This is a genomic window from Hymenobacter rubripertinctus (genome assembly GCF_003583925.1).
Classification (GTDB): Bacteria; Bacteroidota; Bacteroidia; order Cytophagales; family Hymenobacteraceae; genus Hymenobacter; species Hymenobacter rubripertinctus.
In genome coordinates, this window is record NZ_QYCN01000029.1 from 15,430 (window position 1) to 37,345 (window position 21,916).

At 63.0% G+C, this 21,916-nt stretch carries 15 protein-coding genes; 4 read left to right on the forward strand and 11 right to left on the reverse strand.

Annotated elements, in window-relative coordinates:
- Positions 1–251: 251 nt before the first annotated feature.
- Positions 252–2,306 carry an alkaline phosphatase gene (locus D0T11_RS16305; RefSeq protein WP_119656868.1) on the reverse strand — a complete coding sequence of 685 codons (2,055 nt, stop codon included), beginning with the start codon at positions 2,304–2,306 and terminating at the stop codon, positions 252–254.
- Between the two features lie 236 nt (positions 2,307–2,542).
- Between D0T11_RS16305 and D0T11_RS16310 the strand changes: the two genes are divergently transcribed.
- Positions 2,543–3,580 carry a hypothetical protein gene (locus tag D0T11_RS16310; protein ID WP_119656869.1) on the forward strand — a complete coding sequence of 346 codons (1,038 nt, stop codon included), beginning with the start codon at positions 2,543–2,545 and terminating at the stop codon, positions 3,578–3,580.
- A gap of 306 nt (positions 3,581–3,886) precedes the next feature.
- Here D0T11_RS16310 and D0T11_RS16315 read toward each other — a convergent pair whose 3' ends face one another.
- The 10 genes from D0T11_RS16315 to D0T11_RS16360 all read right to left on the reverse strand — a co-directional run bounded on the left by D0T11_RS16315 (position 3,887) and on the right by D0T11_RS16360 (position 16,226).
- Positions 3,887–4,867, reverse strand: a complete 981-nt coding sequence (locus tag D0T11_RS16315) for an NADP(+)-dependent, decarboxylating phosphogluconate dehydrogenase (protein WP_119656870.1) — start codon at positions 4,865–4,867, stop codon at positions 3,887–3,889.
- 129 nt (positions 4,868–4,996) lie between these two features.
- Positions 4,997–5,611, reverse strand: a complete 615-nt coding sequence (locus tag D0T11_RS16320; protein ID WP_119656871.1) for a cyclase family protein — start codon at positions 5,609–5,611, stop codon at positions 4,997–4,999.
- A gap of 202 nt (positions 5,612–5,813) precedes the next feature.
- Entirely contained in the window at positions 5,814–8,456 is a 2,643-nt protein-coding gene (locus D0T11_RS16325) for an MGH1-like glycoside hydrolase domain-containing protein (protein WP_119656872.1), read from the reverse strand.
- 137 nt (positions 8,457–8,593) lie between these two features.
- A complete protein-coding gene (locus D0T11_RS16330) occupies positions 8,594–9,412 on the reverse strand; it encodes an SDR family oxidoreductase (protein ID WP_119656873.1) in 819 nt (272 codons plus the stop codon).
- 221 nt (positions 9,413–9,633) lie between these two features.
- A complete protein-coding gene (locus tag D0T11_RS16335; RefSeq protein WP_119656874.1) occupies positions 9,634–10,581 on the reverse strand; it encodes an NAD(P)-dependent alcohol dehydrogenase in 948 nt (315 codons plus the stop codon).
- A 192-nt stretch (positions 10,582–10,773) separates the two neighbouring features.
- Entirely contained in the window at positions 10,774–11,553 is a 780-nt protein-coding gene (locus D0T11_RS16340; protein WP_245990943.1) for a carbonic anhydrase, read from the reverse strand.
- Positions 11,554–11,687: 134 nt separating this feature from the next.
- On the reverse strand, positions 11,688–13,244 hold the full coding sequence (locus D0T11_RS16345; RefSeq protein ID WP_119656875.1) for a SulP family inorganic anion transporter: 1,557 nt from the start codon (positions 13,242–13,244) through the stop codon (positions 11,688–11,690).
- Between the two features lie 228 nt (positions 13,245–13,472).
- On the reverse strand, positions 13,473–14,945 hold the full coding sequence (locus D0T11_RS16350; protein ID WP_119656876.1) for a sensor histidine kinase: 1,473 nt from the start codon (positions 14,943–14,945) through the stop codon (positions 13,473–13,475).
- 243 nt (positions 14,946–15,188) lie between these two features.
- Positions 15,189–15,482, reverse strand: coding sequence for a four helix bundle protein (locus D0T11_RS16355; protein WP_119656877.1), 294 nt, complete (start codon positions 15,480–15,482; stop codon positions 15,189–15,191).
- A gap of 66 nt (positions 15,483–15,548) precedes the next feature.
- Positions 15,549–16,226, reverse strand: coding sequence for a response regulator transcription factor (locus D0T11_RS16360; protein WP_119656878.1), 678 nt, complete (start codon positions 16,224–16,226; stop codon positions 15,549–15,551).
- 272 nt (positions 16,227–16,498) lie between these two features.
- Here D0T11_RS16360 and D0T11_RS16365 point away from each other — a divergent pair, with 272 nt between their 5' ends.
- The 3 genes from D0T11_RS16365 to D0T11_RS16375 all read left to right on the forward strand — a co-directional run bounded on the left by D0T11_RS16365 (position 16,499) and on the right by D0T11_RS16375 (position 21,914).
- Positions 16,499–17,284, forward strand: a complete 786-nt coding sequence (locus D0T11_RS16365; protein ID WP_245990948.1) for a polysaccharide biosynthesis/export family protein — start codon at positions 16,499–16,501, stop codon at positions 17,282–17,284.
- Between the two features lie 141 nt (positions 17,285–17,425).
- The gene (locus D0T11_RS16370; protein ID WP_119656879.1) at positions 17,426–19,822 is read left to right on the forward strand and encodes a GumC family protein; all 2,397 of its coding nucleotides are present in this window, start codon (positions 17,426–17,428) and stop codon (positions 19,820–19,822) included.
- Positions 19,823–20,294: 472 nt separating this feature from the next.
- Positions 20,295–21,914: a lipopolysaccharide biosynthesis protein gene (locus tag D0T11_RS16375; protein WP_119656880.1), complete on the forward strand. Its 1,620-nt coding sequence runs from the start codon at positions 20,295–20,297 to the stop codon at positions 21,912–21,914.
- Positions 21,915–21,916 lie beyond the last annotated feature (2 nt).

Below are 21,916 nucleotides of genomic sequence, written 5' to 3' on the forward strand. Positions count from 1 at the left end.
TCTTTAATTCCGGCAATTTCTGCGCCGCCCACCCCATCCTGCTGCCCACCGTGGAAGTGGATGCGGTCCATCCGGCCCATTCCCCCGCCCTTCGCGCACTCCCCTCCCGCGCCACACCGCCCCGGCCGCGCGACACTAGCCGCGTCCGTACTCAGCCACTCCCCTCTTCACGCAAAAATCCCCCGACTGCACGCAGTCGGGGGATTTTTTGTGGTTGATTCGCCCGCTAAGCGGAGCCCGCCAAGGTCAGTTTACAGCTTGATCGTCTTCCGGGAAACCACCTGCCCGTTTACGGTTACGGCCGCCAGGTAGAGGCCGGCGGGCAGGCCCGCGCCATCGACGGCCACCGAGTGCGTGCCGGCGCGGTAGGTTTGGTTGCTCACCACGGTGCGCACTTTGCGGCCGGTTTCGGTGAACAGCTCCACGCTCACGGTGGCGGCGCTTTTCACCTCGAAGGCCACGTCGAAGCTGCTCTCGAAGGGTACCGGGCTCAGGCGCACTTCGGGGGTGGGCTGGCTGGTTCCGCCGCGCACGCCCAGGGCAATGCCGAAGTCGGTCAGCGTCAGGAATTCGGCCATGATGGGCGTGAGGGCGGTATTGTCGAGCAGGCCCCGGCCGCTAATTTTGGCGGCGTAGGTGCCCGTATTGTCATCGGCGCCTACCCACACATCCTGGGGCGTGTGGTTGCCGGGCGTGGCCCCGCCTTTGGTGCCGTTGCCGTTGGTGAGCGGGTTGGAACCGTAGGCCACCACGATGCGCTTAGCCGTGGCCGAAGCCGGGGCGGGGTACATTTTGCCCTGGAAATCGGCCAGCACATACTCGGGGTACCAGCCGTTTTTGCCGCCGTCGCCGCGTACGATGCCGGTGGGCGTGGCGTAACCCGCCTCCGCAGCCACCGACTTGGTAATCTGGCCCGAGTAGGTGCGGATTTTGGTGCCGTTCTTCTGGGCGTCGGCCTCGTCGTGGAGGCCCGTGATGGTGAAACCACCGCACTCGTGGTCGGAAGTCGTCATCAGCAGGGTGCGCTGGGTGGCATCGGCCATCAGGGCGCGGCCCTCGGCCAGGGCGTAATCGAAGGCCATTACCTCCTTAATCATGTAGTCGGAGGCGTAGATGTTGCTGGTGCGGGGCGTGCTGGGGGTAGCCCCGTAGTTGGCCTCGCCGCCGCCCTGGTAGGCGGGCTTGTCGGCGTCTACGGTGTACACGTTGTTGCTGGGGCCGGCCACCACCGTAATGCCGCCGGTGTTGGCGTGCTCCAGGTGGTCGATGCGGCCGGCTTCCACAATCAGGAAGAAGCCCTTGGTGCCGCTCTTGGCCTTGAGCACCTCAATGGCCGCCTTGGTCATGTCGGCCAGCGAAGGTTCCCAGGCGGCCGAGGTCTGGCGGTCCTGCTCGAAGCTGGCGTGGGAGGCGTTGAACAGGCCCAGCAGCTTCTTGCCGTTCGGTCCGAAGTCGGTGGCTTTGAGGTTGAGCAGGGCGTCGCGGCTGTTCACGAAGGCGTAGCCCCGGTTGTCCACGGCGTACTTCACCAGGTCCACGTCATCGGCCCGCCGGCCGCCCCCGATGGTGGCGGGCTTGCCGGTGGCGGGGTTGGTAATGGGGTTGCCGGCGGCGTCCTTCACCGTGGCGTAGGCGCTGACGGTATTCTTGGGCAGGAAGTGGCGGGCTCCCCCGCCCAGAATTACGTCCAGCTCCACGCCTACTTTGGGCGTGGGCAGCTGCCAGTCGCGGTTGGCCTGGTAGCGGAACGAGGCCGTGGGACTGGCGTTGAAAATCCCCTCGTACTCCGCCTGGGTGGAGGCAATGTACTGGGCCGCGATGTAGTCCTCCAGGTCGCGGTACCAGATGTGGCTGGCGAAGGCGGCCGGGGTGGCGTGGGTGATGCGGGCCGTGCTCACGATGCCTACCGCGTAGCCCTGCTTCTTGGCCGCTTCCAGAATGGTTTCAATGGACTGCCCGTTGGTGGGGTCCAGCGAAATCACCTCGTTGTCCTGCTTGCCGCGCTTGCCGCAGGCGTACACCGAAGCCCCGGGGGCCGAGTCGGTAATCCAGGAGTTGAGCGAGTGGGTGGTAACGGTGGCGTTGTACTTCATCTTGTCCAGGCTCAGCACCTGGAAGTTGGCATCGGTGTTGAAGCGCTTGCCATCCTGGCCCTGGCCCATAGCCATGCGGGCGGCCGTTTTGGGGGCCAGCCCAAAGCCGTCGCCGATGTAGAGGATAACGTTGCTGTTCTGCTGGGCCCGGGCCGGCAGGGCGGCGGCGGCGCTGAGCAGGGTGCAGGTGGCGAGTAAAAATCTTGCTTTCATGGGGAAAGGGGGTAAAGGAGATGAGGTGCGTTGGCAGGTGGATTATCCGGCCGTAAAAGTGGGGCGCTCATGTGACCCCAACATCACCCCAACATCACGCCTGCATTATAGAAATCCTGTTTTTGGCCTATCCGGTAACACAATGATTACAAACCGGCTACCCGCCCCCACCCTACCTTTGCCAGCAACTTTCCGCCGGTTTTCGCCCCCGGCTTCCGCGCCCTTATCCTCCTCGTATGCCTGCCTTCGTCGCCGCCCGCCACTCGTTCCGCCTGCTGTTCTTACTCCTTCTATTCAGCTATGCCCCCAAGCTGCACGCCGGCGGGCCGCGCCGCTTCGCGTTGCCCGCCGGCCAGTCGCCGGTGGCGGTGCTCACGGCCGGCCGCCAGACCTACCTCGTCACGGAACAAGGCGTGTTCCAGTGCCGGGGCCGCCAGTTGGTACCGCGCTACCAGAGTGCCGTGCCCATCCGCTGCGCCCTGGCCACCGACTCGGTACTCTGGCTGGGCACCGACCAGGGCCTGCGCGGCCTGAACCCGCGCACCGGCCGCAGCCGCCCCGCCCTGCTGCCCGCCCCCATCGCCCAAGCCCCCATCACCACCCTGTTCCAGGGTCCCGACGGGGCGCTGTGGACCGGCGTGCCCGGCTACGGCGCCTACCGCCAGCCGGCGGGCGGCGCGTGGGAGGCCGCGCTCAGCATCCCGACCGTGAATGCCGGCCTAAGCACAGTGGCCGACAGCGCCGTCTGGCTGGCCACCAACATCGGGCTCTACCGCCAGCAGCACGGCCAGTGGACGCGCTACAACGAAGAAGGCGTGGGCAACCACGACATTCCCGACAACATAGTGGAACGGCTGCTGCCCGATAATGCCGGCAACCTGTGGGTGTTGATGTCGGAAGGCATCAGCGTGTTTCCCGGCGCCGACCAGGAAGAGGGCGCGGAGCTGCCCACGGTGCGCTTTATCGGGCGGGCGGGCAACGCGGTGTACGGCGTGGCCCAGCTGCCGGGGCAGGGCCACGTCTTCGCCACGGGCATGGGCCTGCTGCTGCTGCCCAGCCAGTCCGCCGACGCGCTGGCCAGCCTGGCAACGCCCGCCACCGACCGCGTAGAAAGCCCGCAGCGCCTCGTGCCCCTGCGGCTGGCCCGCACCCCGGCCACGCCTACGCTACTTCAGGTGGACGCCCGCCGGCGAATCTGGCTCGCCGGCCCCGAGGCCCTCACGGTCTGGAACGGCAAGCAGTTCCGCCAGGCCGTGCGCGCGGCGGCACAGTAATTTGCTAAACCCAAGCCGTGCGGCAGGATATTCTTGTACAAGTATTATTCAGAAAGTAAAAATACTTGTACAACCTGGGCAGCTGAGTTGTACAAGTATTTTTACTTTCTGAACAATACTTGTACAACCCCGAACCGGGCGCTTGCGCCGGAAACGCCTGCTCTGCTCTGCTCTGCTCTGCTCACTGGGGCGTCAATTAACTGAGCGTGTAAATGCGCATTCAAACCTACGCAAGCAGCCCCCGCCGGTAACAGATGGTTCTGCTACCAGCGGGGGCTGCTTGGGTGATGCCCAGGAATAGATAGGCTATTCTTTGGGCGAACCGGAGGTGGGGCGGGGCATTTCGTACTCGCCGACCCGCCCGAATTTGCGCTCGTGCTGGATGCCTTCGTCCTCGCCGTAGGGGTGGCCGCCGAAACCGTGGCGCATCATGGCAATGGCCTTGGCCCAGGTGGGGTCCTGGTCGCGGGAGGCAAAGAGCTGCATCACCGACTGGGCAATAACGGGGATGGGCACCTCCATGCGCAGGGCGTCGGCTACCAGCCAGTTCACCTCGCCGGTGTCCTCGATGTAGCTGGGTACGTCGAAGCTCTCGTGCTGCTCGTCGTACATCTTTTTCATGAGTTCCACCAGCCAGGAGCGTACCACCGAGCCGTTGTTCCAGAGGCCCAGAATGGCGCTGATATCGAGCTTATCGCGGAAGTGGGTGAGCATGCCCATGCCCTCACCAATGGCCTGGAGCATGCCGAACTCGATGCCGTTGTGCACCAGCTTCACGTAGTGGCCCGAGCCGGCGGGGCCGGTGTGCAAAAAGCCCTCGGGCACGGAGGTTTCCACGAAAAAGTCCTTGAGCTGACGCACGGCCGCCTCCTCACCGCCCACCATGTAGCAGGCGCCCGTGCGCGCGCCGGCGGGGCCGCCGCTGGTACCGCAGTCGAGAAAGTAGATGCCCTGTTGCTTCAGCCGTTCGGCCCGCCGGATGGAGTCGCCCCAGTAGGAGTTGCCCCCGTCCACGATAATGTCGCCCTCCTCGAAATGGGGCAGCAGCTGGTCGATAAGGCCATCGACGGCGGCCCCGGCCGGAATATAGAGGAACACCTTGCGCGGGCGCTCCAGCCCTTTGGCCAGCTCCTCGATGGTCATCACGACGTGCAGGTTGTCGGCTTCCAGGTCGGGCCGGGGGCGGATGTCCATGCCCACTACGGGGTAGCCTTTTTCGGCGGCCTGCTGGGCCAGGCCCGCGCCCATTTTGCCAAGGCCGATAACGCCAATTTGAGTCTTTTTCATCGGTGAATGAGGGAAGTAGTGAATGTATAAACGGTCATTCCGACGAAGGAGGAATCTGGATCAAAAAGTTGAACGACACCGTCCGATGCTGTTACCCCAGATTCCTCCTTCGTCGGAATGGCAAACAGCTTACCGCCGGGTGGCAATAACGCGGGCGGGGGCGCCGTCGGCCCCTTCAATTTTGAGGGGCAGGCAAATCATATCGTACTCGCCCGGCTCGGCGTGTTGCAGGGCCAGGCCCTCGATAACGCTGATGCCGGCTTCGAGCAGGATGTGGTGGGTGTCGGCGGGGCCGACGGAGAGGTAGTCCACGCCCACGCACACCACGCCCTGGTCGCGGAGCCAGGTGGCGGCGTCGGCCCGTACCCGCACGAAGTCGGGGTTGAAGGGTTCGGTGGCCCACTGGCGGCGGGAGTTGCGGGTTTTGAACAGCACCCGGCTGCCTTTCTCAAGCTTCAGGTGCTCGATTTCAGCCTGCGTGATAAACTGCGGGTCCTGGATTTCCACCACCAGCGCCGGCCCGATAAGCGTGGTCAGGTCGAGGGTGGTCACGTCGGCGCCGTTGGCCAGGAAATGCAGGGGCGCATCGACGTGGGTGGCCGTGTGCACACTCAGGCTCATTTCCGTCACGTTGGCCGCGTCGCCGGCGGCAATGCTGAGCGTTTTTTTGATGCGAACCGGCGCGTTATCGGGCCAGTAGGCCATGCCATCGAAAATCGTCGTCGTGATATCAAGCCAGTTCATAGTTAGGGATTAGGGATTAGGGATTAGAAAGCGAACGTCATTCCGAGCGCAGCCGAGGAATCTCGCGTGCTGACGTTGAATTGGTAACCATGATGGTAGCATTACTCTGGCAACATCAGCACGCGAGATTCCTCGACTACGGCTGCGCCTGCGCTCGGAATGACGTTCTTTCTTCACTGACAATGCACTGCCCCCCCGCCCCTCACTCCCCGCGGGGCTGCATGAGTTTGGCGATGAGGCCGGTCCAGCCGGTTTGGTGGCTGGCCCCGAGGCCCGCGCCGGTGTCGCCGTGGAAGTATTCGTAGAAGAGCAGATTGTCGCAGAAGTGCGGGTCGGTCTGGAGCTGTTTGCAGTTGCCGAAGGCGGGGCGCTGGCCGTTCTCATCGCGCAGAAACAGGCGGGTGAGGCGTTCGGTCAGGGCTTCGGAAATTGCCAGCAGGGTGCAGTAGGTTCCCGAGCCGGTGGGGTATTCCACCTCGAAATCGGGGCCGTAGTAGTGATAAAACCGCTGCAACGACTCCACGATGAGGAAGTTCATGGGCATCCAGACGGGGCCACGCCAGTTGCTGTTGCCCCCGAACAGGGAGGTGGTCGATTCGCCCGGCTCATAATCAACCACCGCATTCACCCCGTCTTCGGTGCTGAACACGAACGGGTGCTCGCGGTGGTAGCGCGAAAGGGCCCGCACGCCGTGGTCGGAGAGGAATTCGGCCTCGTCGAGCATGCGGTACAGCAGCCGCTTCATGCGGTGGCCGCGCAGCAGACTCAGCAGGTGGGTCTGGCCCTTGCCCGGCTCCTGCCAGCGGCTGACCAGGGCGGCCAGCTCGGGGCGGTTATCCAGGAACCAGTTGAGCCGGTACACGAACTGGGGCACGTCCTGGAGGGTGGCCTCATCGAGCACCTCTACCGCAAACAGCGGAATCAGGCCCACCATGGACCGGATGCGCAGCGGGAAGCGGCCGTGCTCGGGCGTGTTGAGCACGTCGTAGTAGAAGCCGTCCTCCTCGTCCCACATGTCAATCTTCTGGTCGGCCATGTTGGTCATGGCCTGGGCGATGTAGAGGAAGTGCTCGAAGAATTTGCTGGCCAGGTCCTGGTACACGGGGTTGGTGCGGCTCAGCTCCAGGGCCATGCGCATCATGTTGAGGGCGAACATGGCCATCCAGGCCGTGCCGTCGGCCTGCTCAATGTAGCCGCCGGTGGGCAGCGGGGCGCTCCGGTCGAACACGCCAATGTTGTCGAGGCCCAGGAAACCGCCCTCGAACACGTTGCGGTTGTCGCGGTCCTTGCGGTTCACCCACCAGGTAAAGTTGAGCAGCAGGCGGTGGAAAACGCTTTCCAGAAAGGCCGTGTCGCCCGGGCCGCCGCGCTGCTTCTGGTCCATCTTGTACACCCGCCAGGTGGCGTAGGCGTGCACCGGCGGGTTCACGTCGTCGAGCTTCCACTCGTAGGCCGGCAGCTGACCGTTGGGGTGCATGTACCAATCGCGGCACAGCAGCCGGAGCTGACTCTTGGCGAATTCAGCGTCCAACATAGCCAGCGGGATGCAGTGGAAGGCCAGGTCCCAGGCCGCGTACCAGGGGTATTCCCACTTGTCGGGCATCGAGATGATGTCGGCGTTGTTGAGGTGCTGCCAGCCGTGGTTGCGGCCCGACTGGCGACGGGCGGGCGGGGCCGGCAGGGCCGGGTCGCCGCGCAGCCACTGGGCCACGTCGTAGTAGTAAAACTGCTTGCTCCAGAGCATGCCGGCAAAGGCCTGGCGCTGCACGAGGCGGGCATCGGGGTTTTCGAGGTCCTTTTGCAGGTCCTGGTAGTAGGCATCGGCTTCCTGCTGGCGCAGCTCCAGCAGCCCGGCAAACTCCTCAAACGGGTTAGCCAGGCCCGGCGCGGCCAGGCGCAGGCGCACTGTGCGGCTTTCGCCGGCCGGAATGCTCAGCTGGTAGTGCACGGCCACCTTGGTGCCGATGTGGGTCGGGTTTATGGCCTGCGGCTGACCGTGAAGCAGGTAGTTGTTGATGCCGTCTTTGCAGTACGGCGTGGCGTTGGGAGCCTGGTAGAGGGTTTCGGCGTTGGTTTCGTTGTCGCAGAACAGCAGGTTGGGGTCCTGGCCGGCGGGCTGCTCGTAGTAGAGCTGCAAAGCGGGCAGACTGGCGTGGTCGAGGGCCACGGCCGCGCCTTCGGCCGGGCATAAGGTCGGGCGGTACTCCTCGTAGCCCCAGGCCCAGGTGTTGCGAAACCAGAGCTGGGGCAGCACGTGCAACGGTGCCTCCTGGGGGCCGCGGTTATGAACGGTGAGTTGGAGCAGCAGGTCGTCGGGGCCGGCTTTGGCGTACTCGATGAAGATATCGAAGTAGCGGTCTTCCTTGAAAATGCAGGTATCGGCCAGCTCGAATTCTGGCTTATCACGGCCCCGGCGGGCATTTTCCTGCACCAGCCAGTCGTAGGGAAACGCGTGCTGCGGATACTTGTAAAGCATCCGCATGTAGCTATGGGTGGGCGTGTTGTCGAGGTAGTAGTAGAGCTCCTTCACGTCCTCGCCGTGGTTGCCCTCCGGCCCCGCCAGGCCGAACAGGCGCTCCTTCAGAATCGGGTCCTGCCCGTTCCAGAAGGCCGGGGCCAGGCACAGCAGCTGCTTTTCGTCGCAGATGCCACCAATGGCTTCCTCGCCCCAGCGGTAGGCGTAGCTGCGGGCCATCTCGTGGGTGGTGTAGCGCCAGGGCTGCCCATCGGCCGAGTAGTCCTCGCGCACCGTGCCCCACTGCCGGTCCGACACGTAGGGCCCGAACCGGTGCCAGGCCGCCTTCCCGTCCCGCAATTCCTGCTGCCGCTGCTGCTCCTGGTTCATTCGTTGGATGGTGTTGGGTAGTGGGCGTCAGTTGTCAGTTGTCAGTTGTTAGTTGTTGGTTGTTGGTTGTCCGTTGTCAGTTGTTGCTTGTCCGTTGTCAGGGAGAACCAACAACTGACAACGGACAACTAAACGCCTCAGCCATTATCCGCAAAACCCGGATACAGGGTCATGCCGCCGTCGGCGAAGATGCTGGTGCCGGTCACGTAATCGGCTTCGTCGGAGGCGAGCCAGACGGCTACTTTGCCGATGTCGGAGGGCTGGCCGATGCGGCCGTAGGGAATGAGCGTGAGCAGGTCGCGCTCCTCCTCGGGCGTGTCGCGGGCCGTCAGGTTGATGGGGGTGGCAATGGCCCCGGGCGCAATGCTGTTGATGCGGATTTTGTGGGGTGCCAGCTCCTGGGCCATGCTTTTCATCAGCAGCATAATGCCGCCCTTGCTGGTGGCGTAGTTCACGTGGCCGGCCCACGGAATGACTTCGTGCACCGAGCTCATGCAGATGATTTTGCCCAGGGCCGCCGAAATTTCGGGCTCGGGGCCGCGGCGCAGAAACTCGCGGGCCGCCTCGCGGGCGCACAGAAACTGGCCGGTCAGGTTCACGTCAATCACCTTCTGCCACTGGGCCAGGGTCATGTCCACGAACTTGGCATCGACCTGAATACCGGAGTTGTTGACCAGGATGTGCAGGGTGCCGAACTGCTCCCGGATGTGGTCGAACATGCGCAGCACGTCTTCTTCCTTACTCACATCGGCCTGAAACGGAATGGCTTTGCCGCCGGCTTCGGTAATTTCCTTCACCACGGCCGCCGCTTCGTCGGCACTGTGGGCGTAGTTGACGATAACGCTGGCGCCTTCGGCCGCCATGGCCTTGGCCACGCCCGCCCCGATGCCGGAGCTGCCGCCCGTGATGAGGGCAATTTGGTTCTTGAGTCGTTGGGCGGATGCGGGGGTAGCCATATGCAAAGGGAAAAGTAGTTCCCTAAGCTAGACTGTCCTTTCCGCCCTTTGGTTACATGAACGTTTGGTGAAGCACTGGCTGTCAGCCGGTAAGCGAGCAAAATAGCCCGAATTATTATTAACCCCTCGTCTCACGGCCGGTAAGGGGAGGGATGCAGGGGGTAGTCTGTCATTMCGGCAATMCGCTTGATGCGCGGATTGTCGGAATGACAGACTACCCCCTACTCCACCGTGAGCACGATTTTGCCGTTGGCGTGGCCGGTTTCGCTGTAGCGGTGGGCGGCGGCGGTTTCGGCTAAAGGGAAGGTTTTGTCGATGATGACGCGCAGGGTGCCGGCTTGCAGCCAAGCCGAAATCAGGGCCAGGTCGGTGCCACGCTCCTTGGCCAGAAACACGTGGGCCGATTTAGTGGAGAAGGCCGCTGCCAGCTTGTCGGTGAGCACGGTGGCCGGGTCGGGGGTGGTGCTCACGTAGCGGCCGTTGCGGCGCAGGGCCTGCTGGCTGGCCACGAAGCTGCTCTTGCCCACGGCATCGAAAATCACGTCGTACTGGCTCAGATTGAGGGCGTAGTCGTGCTCGTCGTAGTTGATAACGTGGTCGGCCCCCAGGCTGCGCACCAGCTCCAGGTTTTCGGGGCCGCAGGTGCCGGTTACCTCGCCCGCGCCCAGGGCCTTGGCTATCTGCACGGCAAACGAGCCCACCCCGCCCGAAGCGCCGTTGATCAGCACCCGGTCGCCGGAGAGCAGCTGGCCGTGGTGGTGCAGGGCCTGCAAGGCCGTGAGGGCGGCCAGGGGCACGGCTCCGGCCTGTTCGAAGCTCAGGTTTTCGGGAATGAAGGCTGCCACCGGCTCAGCCAGCAGGGCGTATTCGGCGTTGGCCCCGCCGGTACCGTCGTTGGGCATCCCGTACACCCGGTCGCCCACCCTGAAGCGCGTGACGTTGCTGCCCACGGCGGCCACCTCCCCGGCCACGTCGCGGCCCGGAATTTTGGGAAACTTCTGGCCCGTCATGAGTTTGAGGTCGCCCTGGCGCACTTTCCAGTCGATGGGGTTGACGCTGCTGGCCCGCACGCGCACCAGAATCTGGTGGGCCTTGGGCGTGGGCGTGGGCTGCTGGCCATAGCGCAATACGTCGGCCGAACCGTACTCTTCAAAATAAATGGCGTTCATCAGCTAGGGTGTAGGGAAAGGTCACTTCTGAATTTCTTACGCAAACCACGGGGGGCGGCGTTGCCCAAAAACGGCTTTTCGGCCCTCCGGGGGCTACAAAAAAACCACCGCACCCAACGGGCACGGCGGTTCCACACATCGAAAGCGCACTCCCCTCAGACTACGCCCGATGATGCCGGGAAAGACAGATGCCTAGTCTGCCTGCTGGTTTTGCCGGGCCACCCGTTGCTCCCCTTTGCGGGGCTTTTCCGGTTCCGACTGCTCATCGGTCAGTTCGGGTTTGCCGGCCGTCAGGCTGGACTGGTCAGTTTCCTGCTCCACTACCTGGGCCGCGTACTGCTGCGCGCTGGTGCCGTAGATGTGGTTGAGCTCGGAAATCATATCGTCCTCCACGTCCAGATCGGTCAGCAGGCCTTCCTTGATATCGTACACCAAGCCGTGCAGACGCGGGGGCTTGCTGGTCTTGCGCGCATTCTGGATGATGCTGGTTTTGGCCAGGTTGCGCACCTGTTCTATCACGTTCAGCTCCACGAGGCGGCGCAGGCGCAGGTCGTCGTCGCTGATGCGCAGAAACTCCATTTCGTGCACCCGGATAACGTCGCGGATGTTGGTCAGCCAGTTATCAATGAGGCCGTACTGCTTGTTGCTGGCGGCCGCGGCCACGCCCCCGCAGCCGTAGTGGCCGCACACGATGATGTCCTGCACGCCCAGCACTTCCACGGCGTACTGCAACACCGAGAGCATATTGAAATCGGTGTGCACCACCATGTTGGCAATGTTGCGGTGCACGAACATTTCGCCCGGACCGGTGCCGGTAATGGCCGAGGCCGGCACCCGCGAATCGGAGCAGCCGATGAACAGGTACTTGGGCTGCTGCCCATCGGCCAGGCGGTTGAAAAAGTCGGGGTCGGCAGCGCGCTGCTCTTTCACCCATTTGCGGTTATTGTCCAGAATTGGTTCGATGCCTTTCATGGGGGGGGGTGCGGAGTTGGGTAGCAGAAAGTGGAAAAGGAAGTTCGGGCGTTTTCGCCCGGCGGGTACGGCGCGGGGGCCACTGCGGGAAGGCACCCGCAACGGCTTCAGAAGGGTAGTGGCGGCGCTTGCTGCTAGTGGCCCATTACTTCCACCTGGGGCACGTTGCGCAGCTCCAGACTGATGCCGCGCTCGGGGGCCGAGAGGCGGAAATTTTCAATGGCCTCCAGCACATCGTAGTCAATAAACGACGAATCGGAGCCGTCGATAACGACCGTCGAATCCAGCGGCAGCTCGTCCAGCGCCTTGATGATGCTGGCTTTGTTAAGAAACGATACCTGCTCGGAAAGGTGCAGCACAATTGGCCCCGGTGCCTGGCCCGGCTCAGCAGGCTTGCTCAGGAAGTAGGCCGAGTCGTAGTTGGCTTTCAGGATGTAGAAGATACCGACTACCAGGCCCAGCACCACGCCCTTGAGCAGGTCGGTGAACAGGATGGCTACGATGGTGATAATAAAGGGCAGAAACTGCTGCCAGCCCAGCTTCCACTGCGTGCGGTAAAGTGCCGGATTGGTCAGCTTGTAGCCGATAACGAGCAGGATGGCCGCCAGGGCCGAGAGCGGAATCCGGTTGAGGACCGGCCCCAGAAACAGCAGGCTCACCAGTAGCAGCAGGCCGTGGAAAAAGGCCGACATGTGGGTTTGCCCCCCGGAGTTGATGTTGGCCGAGCTGCGCACGATAACGGCCGTCATGGGCAGGCCCCCGAGCAGGCCGCTGATCATGTTGCCGGCACCCTGGGCCAGCATTTCACGGTTGGTGGGCGTGGTGCGCTTGTGGGGGTCGAGCTTATCGACGGCCTCCACGCTGAGCAGCGTTTCGAGCGAAGCCACGATGGCGATGGTAAAGGCCACGGTGTAGGTAGCGGGCCGGCTGAAGGCGCTCCAGTCGGGAGCGGTAATGAGTTGGGCCGCATCCTGCAACGAGCTGATGCGCGGCAGGTGCACCATATGATCGGGCCGGATGCTGAGCCCGGGGGCCAGCGAGTCGAAAAACAGGTTGAGCAGGATGGCCACCACCACTACCACCAAGGCCCCTGGCACCAGCTGGGCCACTTTGCTGCGCTTGCTGAGCACTTTGTCCCAGACGAGCAGCACCACCAGGCACACCAGCCCGATCAGGGCCGGACCGGGCCGGAAATTCTCCAGGGCATTCCCGATTTCGCTGAACGTGTTGCGGCCGTCGATCTGGGAAAAGGACAGGTCCTCGAAGTAGTCGCTGTCGATACCCAGAAAGTGCGGAATCTGCTTGAGAATCAGGATCAGACCAATGGCGGCCAGCATGCCCCGGATAACGGAGGTGGGAAAATACAGGCCAATGATGCCCGCCCGGGCCACGCCCAGCCCAATCTGAATAACGCCGGCAATGACGGTGGCGGCCAGCACGGCCTCGAACGAGCCCAGCGTGCCGATGGCGGCCACGATGATGGCCGTGAGGCCGGCGGCCGGGCCGCTCACGCTCAGGGCCGAGCCGCTGAGCCAGGACACCACCACGCCGCCCACGATGCCGGCAATAACGCCCGAAAGCAATGGCGCGCCCGAGGCCAGCGAAATGCCCAGACACAGCGGCAACGCCACCAGAAACACGACCAGACCGGCGGGCAGGTCTTTACTAAAAGAAGAGAACGGGGAAGGCATACGGCCAGCCGGACCCGTAGCAGGGGTTGGCTTGGTTGCCAGGGGAGTGTTTGGCATCACAGGAGGGGAGTAAGCGTAGATCAGGCAGGCCGCTTGGACCGGATTATGCCAATGGTACACTCCCTTCGTTAAGACCCCATTAAAAGGAAGTTAAAATTCCATTAAAGCCCTTCAAAACACTAACAATCAGTTAAATAAACAAGCAGCTGCCGGACTATTATTTTTACGCTAGGCCGATGCCGACCGGTTATTACGGCCGGCGCGGCGGGTGGCGCTAGCCGGCTCCGGCAAGTGTGCTGCTCCGGCGGCGGGCAGCTCCAGCGTTACGGCAGTACCCTGGCCCAGTTCGCTTTCCACCCGGATCAGGCCCTCGTGCAGCTCCATTATTTTGGCCGTAAGCGGCAGCCCGATGCCGTGGCCGGGCACGGTGCGCACGGCCTCAGCCCGGAAAAAGGGCACGAACACCTGCTGACGGTCGGCGTCCGTCATACCCAGGCCCTGGTCCTGAACGGTGAGCCGGACCCACTGGCGGCTGGCGGCCAGCGTGGCCACCACCGGGGCCGTGCTGCCCACCGAGAACTTGCAGGCATTTTCCAGGATGTTGAGAAACGCCGACAGCAGCAGCGCCTCGTTGCCGAGCACCCCGAAAGGCGTCTGGCGGGGTGCGTCGGGGGTTTCGGCGAAGTCGAGGTCGATGCGGCAGGTGGGGTGGCGGCGGTACACTTCCTCATGGGCCTGGAGCAGCAGCTCGTCGAGGCGCAGCAGGGTGCGTGGCACCTGGGAAGGGTCGTCGGAGGCGCGGGCAATCTGGAGCAGGCCGTTGGTGAGGTCCTTGAGCAGGCGGGCCGCATCGAGGGTGCCCTGCACTACGCGGCGGTACTCGCGGGGGGTGCGCTCCTGCTGCAACAGCGCCACCTCCAACTGCCCGATGATAGCGGCCAGGGGCGTGCGCAGCTCGTGGGAGGCGTCGCGCACGAAGGTACGCTGGCCGGCAAAGGCCGTTTCGAGGCGGTTGAGCAGACTGTTGAAGCGCTGGGCCAGCAGCGAGACTTCGTCCAGCCCGTCGGCCTGACTCAGGCGGCGGTGCAGGTCGGAGGCCGTGATGCTGTCGACTTCCCCAATGATGCGCTTCATGGGCTGCAGGGCCTGGCCCGCGAAAAACCAGCCTCCAATGCCCACCATCACAAACGAGCCCAGCAGCCCGAAGGTGAGCACCGTGAGCAGGTTGCCCAGCTTGAGGCGGCTGTCCGAGTCGACCGACGACGCCACTACCACGAAGTCGCCCCGCGCGGCGTCGCGGTAGAGCAGGCCCACGGTTTGCCGGAACCGGTCTTCGAGCAGCACCTGACGGCCGTCGCGACGCACGTTGCGCAGCAGCGGGGCCAGCGCCGCCTCGCGGCCGGCCCGGCCTTCCTTGAACACCACTTTGTTGCGGGCATCCAGCACGCGCACTTCCTCCTCGGGCAGGGTACGGTAAAACTGGCGCAGGTAGCGGCGGTAGGATGCGCGGCGGCTTTCATCTTCCCGGCGGGTGCCATCCAGGTACACATGGGCCACAATCCGGGCCCGGGCGAACAGGCTTTCGGTGAAAGCCTCCCGCCGCGACTGGTAGGTAAAAAAGTAGATCACGGCCGAAAACAGCAGCAGCGTCATCACCAGAATAAACGCGAACTGCAACGTAAGCCGGGTACGAATGGACATTATTATGAATTATGAATTATGAATTATGAATTATGAATTATGAATTATGAATTATGAATTATGAATTATGAATTATGAATTTAATGTGTATTGATAACGGGGAACAGGGTTGCATTTTGGGTGAATTTATTTTTGGTGAATTGATTAACTGGTTGCTTATGAGCGGCTGGGTTTGGGGTTGCGTTGTTAGAGGCCCTTGGAGGTCATGATGCTGCTGTTGATGATTTTCAGGAGCTCGGTGTTTTAAGTGGCGAGGGAATCAAAGAGATGGGCGAGCAGGTAGTCGTTGTCGTGGAGGAGGCGGAGCCAGTAGTTTGTTTCGCGCGCTTCTTTGGCGGCAATGGGGAGTTTGTGAATGAAATCGGCTTTTGGGGCACCGGCAATGGCCTCCTCCACATTTGCGCCGATGGAAGTGCCGCTACGCAGCAGCTGCTTCGCCAGCACGAACTCCCGCTTCTCCAAACTCAGATACTTATACGCCTTCACAATCCGCGAAGCAAACTCATACCACTTGTCCCGAACAACATTCTCTCTCATAAAAACAGGCGTTTAGAACAGCTAATTCATAATTCATAATTCATAATTCATAATTCATAATTCATATTACTCCTCTTTCATCACGTAGCCCATACCGACCAGCGTGTGAATGAGTTTGGGAGTGAAGTCTTTGTCGAGTTTTTTGCGCAGGAAGTTGATGTAGACGTCGATGACGTTGGAGCCGGTATCGAAGCTGGTTTCCCAGACGTGTTCCAGGATATCGACCCGCGAAACAACGCGGTTCTGGTTGCGCAGCAGGTAATCGAGCAGGGCAAACTCCCGGGCCGTGAGCTGAATAGCCTGGCCGGCCCGCTGCACCACTTTGCCCACGGGGTCGAGGCTGAGGTCGGCGAGGCGGAGCACGAGGTCGGCCGAAGGCGCGTCGTGGCGGCGGCGGGTGAGGGCCCGGATGCGGGCCAGCAGCTCCTGAAAGGCGAAGGGCTTGACCAAGTAGTCGTCGGCCCCGGCGTCGAGGCCGCGGATTTTATCGTCGGTTTCGCCCAGGGCCGTGAGCATGAGGATGGGCACGCTGGAGTCGTGGGCGCGCACCTGCCGGCACACTTCCAGTCCGCTCAGCCCCGGCAGCAGCGTATCGAGAATGAGCAGGTCGTAGGCCGTTTGCTGGGCCAGGCGCAGGCCCAGCAGCCCGTCGGCGGCCAGGTCCACGCTGTGGTGCTGTTCCGTGAGGCCCTGGTGCAGAAAGGCAGCCACTTTAGGTTCGTCTTCGACGAGCAGAATTTTCATGGGGAAGCTATACGCAGGTTCGGACCGCCAAGGTAGGAGCCCGTCGCTGAATGCCGGCCGCCGGGTGCACGAATCAGAAAAAACGGCCTGTGAACAAGCCAATCTAACAATCCAAAAAAATATACGAATAATTTAAATATAACTTGACTTTGCGGCTTGCATCCAATAAGTTTATGAAAATATTCTATAGACGTGCGTTCGTCCGCATAAATGCCCGGGCGGCTTTTTCTGCCTCTGTCCCCTTCTCTCTCTCCCTCCCTCCCATCTGCCCTATGCGCCTGCCTCTCTCCCTCCGCCTGCTGCTGTTGCTATTGCCCTTGCTGAGCGGACTGGGCGGCTGCGTTTCGCAGAAGAACCTGCCCTACCTGCAAGGCAGCAACTACAACACCCGCACGCCGGTAACGGTGGAAAATGTGCGCCAGCAGTACCGGATTCAGCCCGGCGACGTGCTCAGCATCCGGGTGCAGAGCGTGCAGCCCCAACTCAACGACCTGTTCAACACCGTGGACACCCGGGCCGTATTCAACGGCGACCCGGGCAACCTGTACCTGACGGGCTACTCCGTGGATGAGGCCGGTGCCATCAACCTGCCCACGGTAGGGGTAGTGAAAGTGCAGGGCCTGCTGGTGGAAGAAGCCCAGGCCCTGGTGCAAAAGCAGCTCACCCGCTACGTGAGCAACTCCAACGTGCTCGTCAAGCTGCTTTCCTTTAAGGTGACGGTGCTGGGCGAGGTGCGCGCCCCGGGCCGTTATTTCGTGTACAACGCCCAGTGCACCGTGCTTGAAGGCCTGGGCCTGGCCGGCGACCTGACCGAATTCGGCAACCGCCAGAACGTGAAGCTCATTCGCCAGTCGGCCAAGGGGTCGGAGGTGGTACTCATCGACCTCACCGACCCCGGCCTGCTGGCCTCGCCCTACTTCTACCTGCTGCCCAACGACGCCCTGTACGTGGAGCCCATGCCGGCCCGCGCGGCCCGCGGCAACGCCAACAACCTGGCCCTGGTATTCGCCGGCATTTCCTCGGTCGTTCTCATTCTCAGCTATTTGAGAGTGTTCTGATCCGGTTTTTAGTTGTCGGTTGCTGGTTGTCAGTTGTCAGGACCGCCCACCGCTGAACGGCCTTAGCAGCCCAAATCCAACAACCGACAACTAGCACCTGACAACCGACAACTAGCACCTGACAACTAATCATCAAGTCTCATGGAACCACGCCCCTCCTCCGCCGCCGACGACCTCGACCTGCACGAGTTGTTTTTCCGGCTCCGGCAGCGCTGGCCGCTGTTTCTGGTGAGCCTGCTACTGGCCGGGGCCATGGCATTTCTGTACCTGCGCGTGAAGCAGCCGGTGTACGCCTTCCGCGCCACCCTGCTGCTCGGCGACCAGGGCACGGGCTCCAAGCAGGCCCAGGAGCTGCTCAAGATTCTGGAGGTGAAAGACAAGGGCTCCAAGATGGAGGATGAAATCGGGCTGCTGACCTCCGCCGACATGGTGCGCCAGGCCCTGGACCGGCTACCCTACGAGGTGGCCTACTTCGCGGCCCCCAAAACGTGGCTCAACTCTTATAAGGATGTGCAGGTGCAGGAGCGGCCCCAGGGGGCCATGCCCTTCCGCCTGCTGCCCGACCCCAACGCGCCCCAACTCACCGACGTGCGCATTTACGTGGAGCCCCGGCCCGACGGGCAGTTCCGGGTACGAGCCGAGGCCGACAAGGGGCGGCTCTTCAGTCTGCCCACCGGGGAGCTCATCCGGGAGGTACTCAACCCCCACATTGATAAAGTGGTGCGGGCCGGCGACACGCTGCGCACGCCCCTGTTCACGGCCGTGCTGCTGGCCGAGCCCGGCTACCCCACCGACGACGACCAGCAGGAACGCTACTTTGTGCTGTTGCACGACGCGGGCAGCCTCACCAGTGAATACCAGCAGCACTTGGCCGTGCGCCCCATCGACCGGGAATCCCGGATTGTGGAGCTGAGCAGCAAGGGCGGGGTGCCCCAGAAGGAAATTCAGTTTCTGGATACGCTCATGAGCGTGTATGTGCAGAACGATTTGCGGGCCAAAAACCAGACGGGCCAGAAAACAGTGACCTTCCTCGACAAGGAAATCGGCCACCTCTCTGACTCGCTGCGCCGTTCTACGGCCGCGCTCAGCACATTCCGGGCCGCCCGGGGTGTGGTAGATGTGGGGGCGCAGTCGGCCAGCGGGATTCAGCAGCAGGGCGAGTTGCAGATGCAGCGGGCCCGGGTGAGCACCAACCGCAAGTACTACCAGAACATGCTCGCCTACCTCCGCTCCCACCAGGGCGCGGGCCAGCTGGCGGCCCCCACCAGCGTGGGCATCGACGACCCGGTGGTGAACAACCTGATTCTGCAACTCACCGACCTGAACAGCCAGCGGGCCGTGCTGGGCATGAATGCCAGCCTGGAAAACCCGATGGTGACCATTCTCGATGAGCGCATCCGGGTGGCCAAGGAAAGCCTGACCCAGACGCTGGCCAACATGAGCCGGGCCGCCGACATTGCCCTGCGCGACCTGGACGGCCAGCTGGGCCGGGTGCAGAGCACCATGAGCCGGATGCCCGAGAACGAGCGGCAGCTGGCCACCCTGCAAAGCAAATCCGACTTCAACGACAAGAACTACCAGTTCCTGATTGAGAAGCGGGCCGAGGCCGCCATTGCCCTGGCTACCAACGCCACCGACAAGAAAGTAGTGGACGTGGCCAGCATGAACGGCGACGGCCCGATGGCCCCCAAAAAAAGCTTCGTAGTACTCATGGCCCTGCTGGCGGGGCTGCTGATTCCGACCGGCATCACGCTGCTGCTCGACAAGGCCAACCGCCGCATCCAAAGTAAGGAAGACCTCTCGCGCATCACCACCATCCCGATTCTGGGGGTAGTGGCCCACGGCACCAAGCAGGACAAGGAAAACATGCTCCGCGACCCCAAAGGCCCCATTGCCGAGTCGTTCCGCTCCATCCGCGTGAACCTGCAGTACCTCTCGGCCGGCCTCGATAAGAAGGTGGTGGGCGTGACGTCCTCGGTGCCAGGCGAGGGCAAGAGCTTCTGCGCCGTGAACCTGGCGGCCGAAATTGCCCTCAGCGGCCGCCGCGTGCTGCTGCTGGAGTGCGACCTGCGCCGCCCCACCGTGGCGGGCTATTTTGGGCTGGAAAGTACCTGCACCGAGCACGGCCTGAGCACCTACCTGATGGGCCTGAGCACCTTCGACGACTGCCGCCACGAGTCGGGCGTGCGCAACCTCGATGTTATCTGCTGCGGCCCGATTCCGCCCAACCCCACTGAGCTGCTGGAAGGCGCCCGCATGACGGAGCTCATGGCCCACCTGCGCCAACACTACGACTATGTACTGGTAGACACCCCGCCCACGGGCTACGTGGCCGAGTTCTTCATGCTGCTCCACCACCTCGACGCCAACATTTACGTGGTGCGCCAGAACTACACCGACAAGGGCCTCATCAGCCAGATCAACGAGCTGCACCAGGAGAAGAAGATCAAGCAGATCTACATGATCATCAACGACATGCACTTCACCAAAACCTACGAGTACCGCTATAAGGAAAAAGCCTACACCTACGGGTATTAGCAGCGAATGAGCTGGTGAATGAGCTGGTGAATGAATGCAGAACGTCATTCCGAGCATTCTGCGCATCAAGCAGAGACGAAGTGGCGCCGAGGAAGCTCGCGTGCTGATGTTGCGCCAACTAATTCAACGTCAGAACACCATTCAGCCTAACGGCAAGAATTACCATTGCACGCGAGATTCCTCGGCTACGCTCGGAATGACGTTCTGTTTGCCCACTCATTCACTCATTCCTCTAGTCACTCCTTCACCAACTCATTCCCCTTCCTCGCTCCTGCCCAGGGCAAACGCATGAACAAATCGTCGAATACATTTGCCGCGTTTGAAGGCCCTTCAGGAAGGAGCGAGCCTAAGAATGGATTGCGCAAAAGTGCCCTCACTCATCAGAAACGCCAGGGCTTCCTGTTCATGCGTTTGCCCTGGCTCCTGCCCCTTCCCGCCGCATTCCACACCTTTTTAACTCTCGGATGGCTTCATGGCATCTTCTGCTCCTAACCTTACTGCTGCCGCCGTTCACGGCGTGAAATGGACCACGGCCGCTACCGTCATCACGGCCGTGCTCCAGATTGGCTACACGGCCACGATGGCCCGGCTGCTGAGTCCGGCCGCGTTTGGGCTGGTGGCGCTGGCGGGCGTGATTCTGCGCTTCGGCTCCTACTTCGCCCAGATGGGCATGGAGCAGGCCATCATTCAGAAGCCCGACCTGACCCGGGCCGATATCCGGGCCGCTTTCACTTCTTCGCTAGGGCTGGGCGTGCTGTTTGCGGGGCTGCTGGTGCTGGGCGCGCCGCTGGCCGCTGGCATTGTGCAGCAGCCCGAGGTGGTGCCGGTGGTGCGGGTGCTGGCCGTGGGCATCTTCCTGACCGGCCTCAATGCCACCGCCCTCAGCCTGTTGCGCCGCCGCATGCAGTTTCGCACGCTGGCCTCCGTAGAAGTTATCAGCTACGTGGTGAGCTACGGGGCCCTGGGCATCGGGCTGGCTCTCCGGGGCTACGGCGTCTGGAGCCTGGTGGCCGCCACTTTGGGCCAGGGCCTGCTGCTGACCATTCTTAGTTACGCAGCCGAGCGCCACGACATTCGCCTGCTCTTCGACTGGGAAACCTACCGGCCCCTGGTGGCCTACGGTAGCCGGATGTCGGCCATCAGCTTCCTCGAATTCGTGACCGGCTCCCTCGATACGCTGCTGATCGGGCGGCTGCTGGGCGCGGCGGCCCTGGGCATTTACAGCCGGGGCTGGATGCTGATTGGCCTGCCGGTGTACCTGCTGACGACCAGCGTTTCGAAGGTGGTGTTTCCCTCCTTTAGCCAGGTGCAGGCCGACCGCCCCCGCCTGCGCACCGTGTACCTGGGCAGCATCACCCTGATTGCCGCCCTCGTAATTCCGATTTGCGCCGGCGCGGCCGTGGCGGCCCCGGAAATCGTGCGCGTGATGCTGGGACCCGACTGGGCGGCGGCCMCGCCCATTCTGCGGGTGGTGTGCGCCGCGTTTGCCCTGAGCATGGTCACGATGTTTGCGGGCGTGGTCTGCGACGCCACGGCTACGCTCACGCCCAAGCTCTGGCTGAACCTGTTGTACGTGGTGGTGCTCACGGGGCTGTTTTACGGCCTGAGCCGCTACGGCCTGCTGGGCGTGGCCGCCGCCGTGGTGCTGGGTGAGGTGGTGCGCACGGTGCTTTACCTGCTGCTCATGCGCCGGGTGCTGGCCGTTACGGTGGCCCAGGTGCTGGGCTCCTACGGGCCGGGCCTGTTGAGCGGAGTGGCCGTAGCCGCCGGCATTGCCGCCGTGCGCCTGCTGCTGCCCCCCGGCACGGTGCCCGCCGTAGTGCTGCTACTGGCTGAAATGCTGACCGGCGCCTTGCTGGTGCTGGGGCTGGCCGTGGGCGCCCCACCCGCCCGCCTGCGCCAGGTACTGCGCCGCCTGCTGGGCCGCCTGCACGACGCCGACGCCCCGGCCGGCCGCCTCAGCCAGCTGCTGGCCGCCTACGCCCGCCGCCTGGCCCGCCTCGATGGCGAAACCACCCCCGTTCCCACGCCCGCCCCGCTCCGCCGCCCGCATCCCGCCCTGCTGTCCGACCCCGAAACCGAACTCGTATAGCT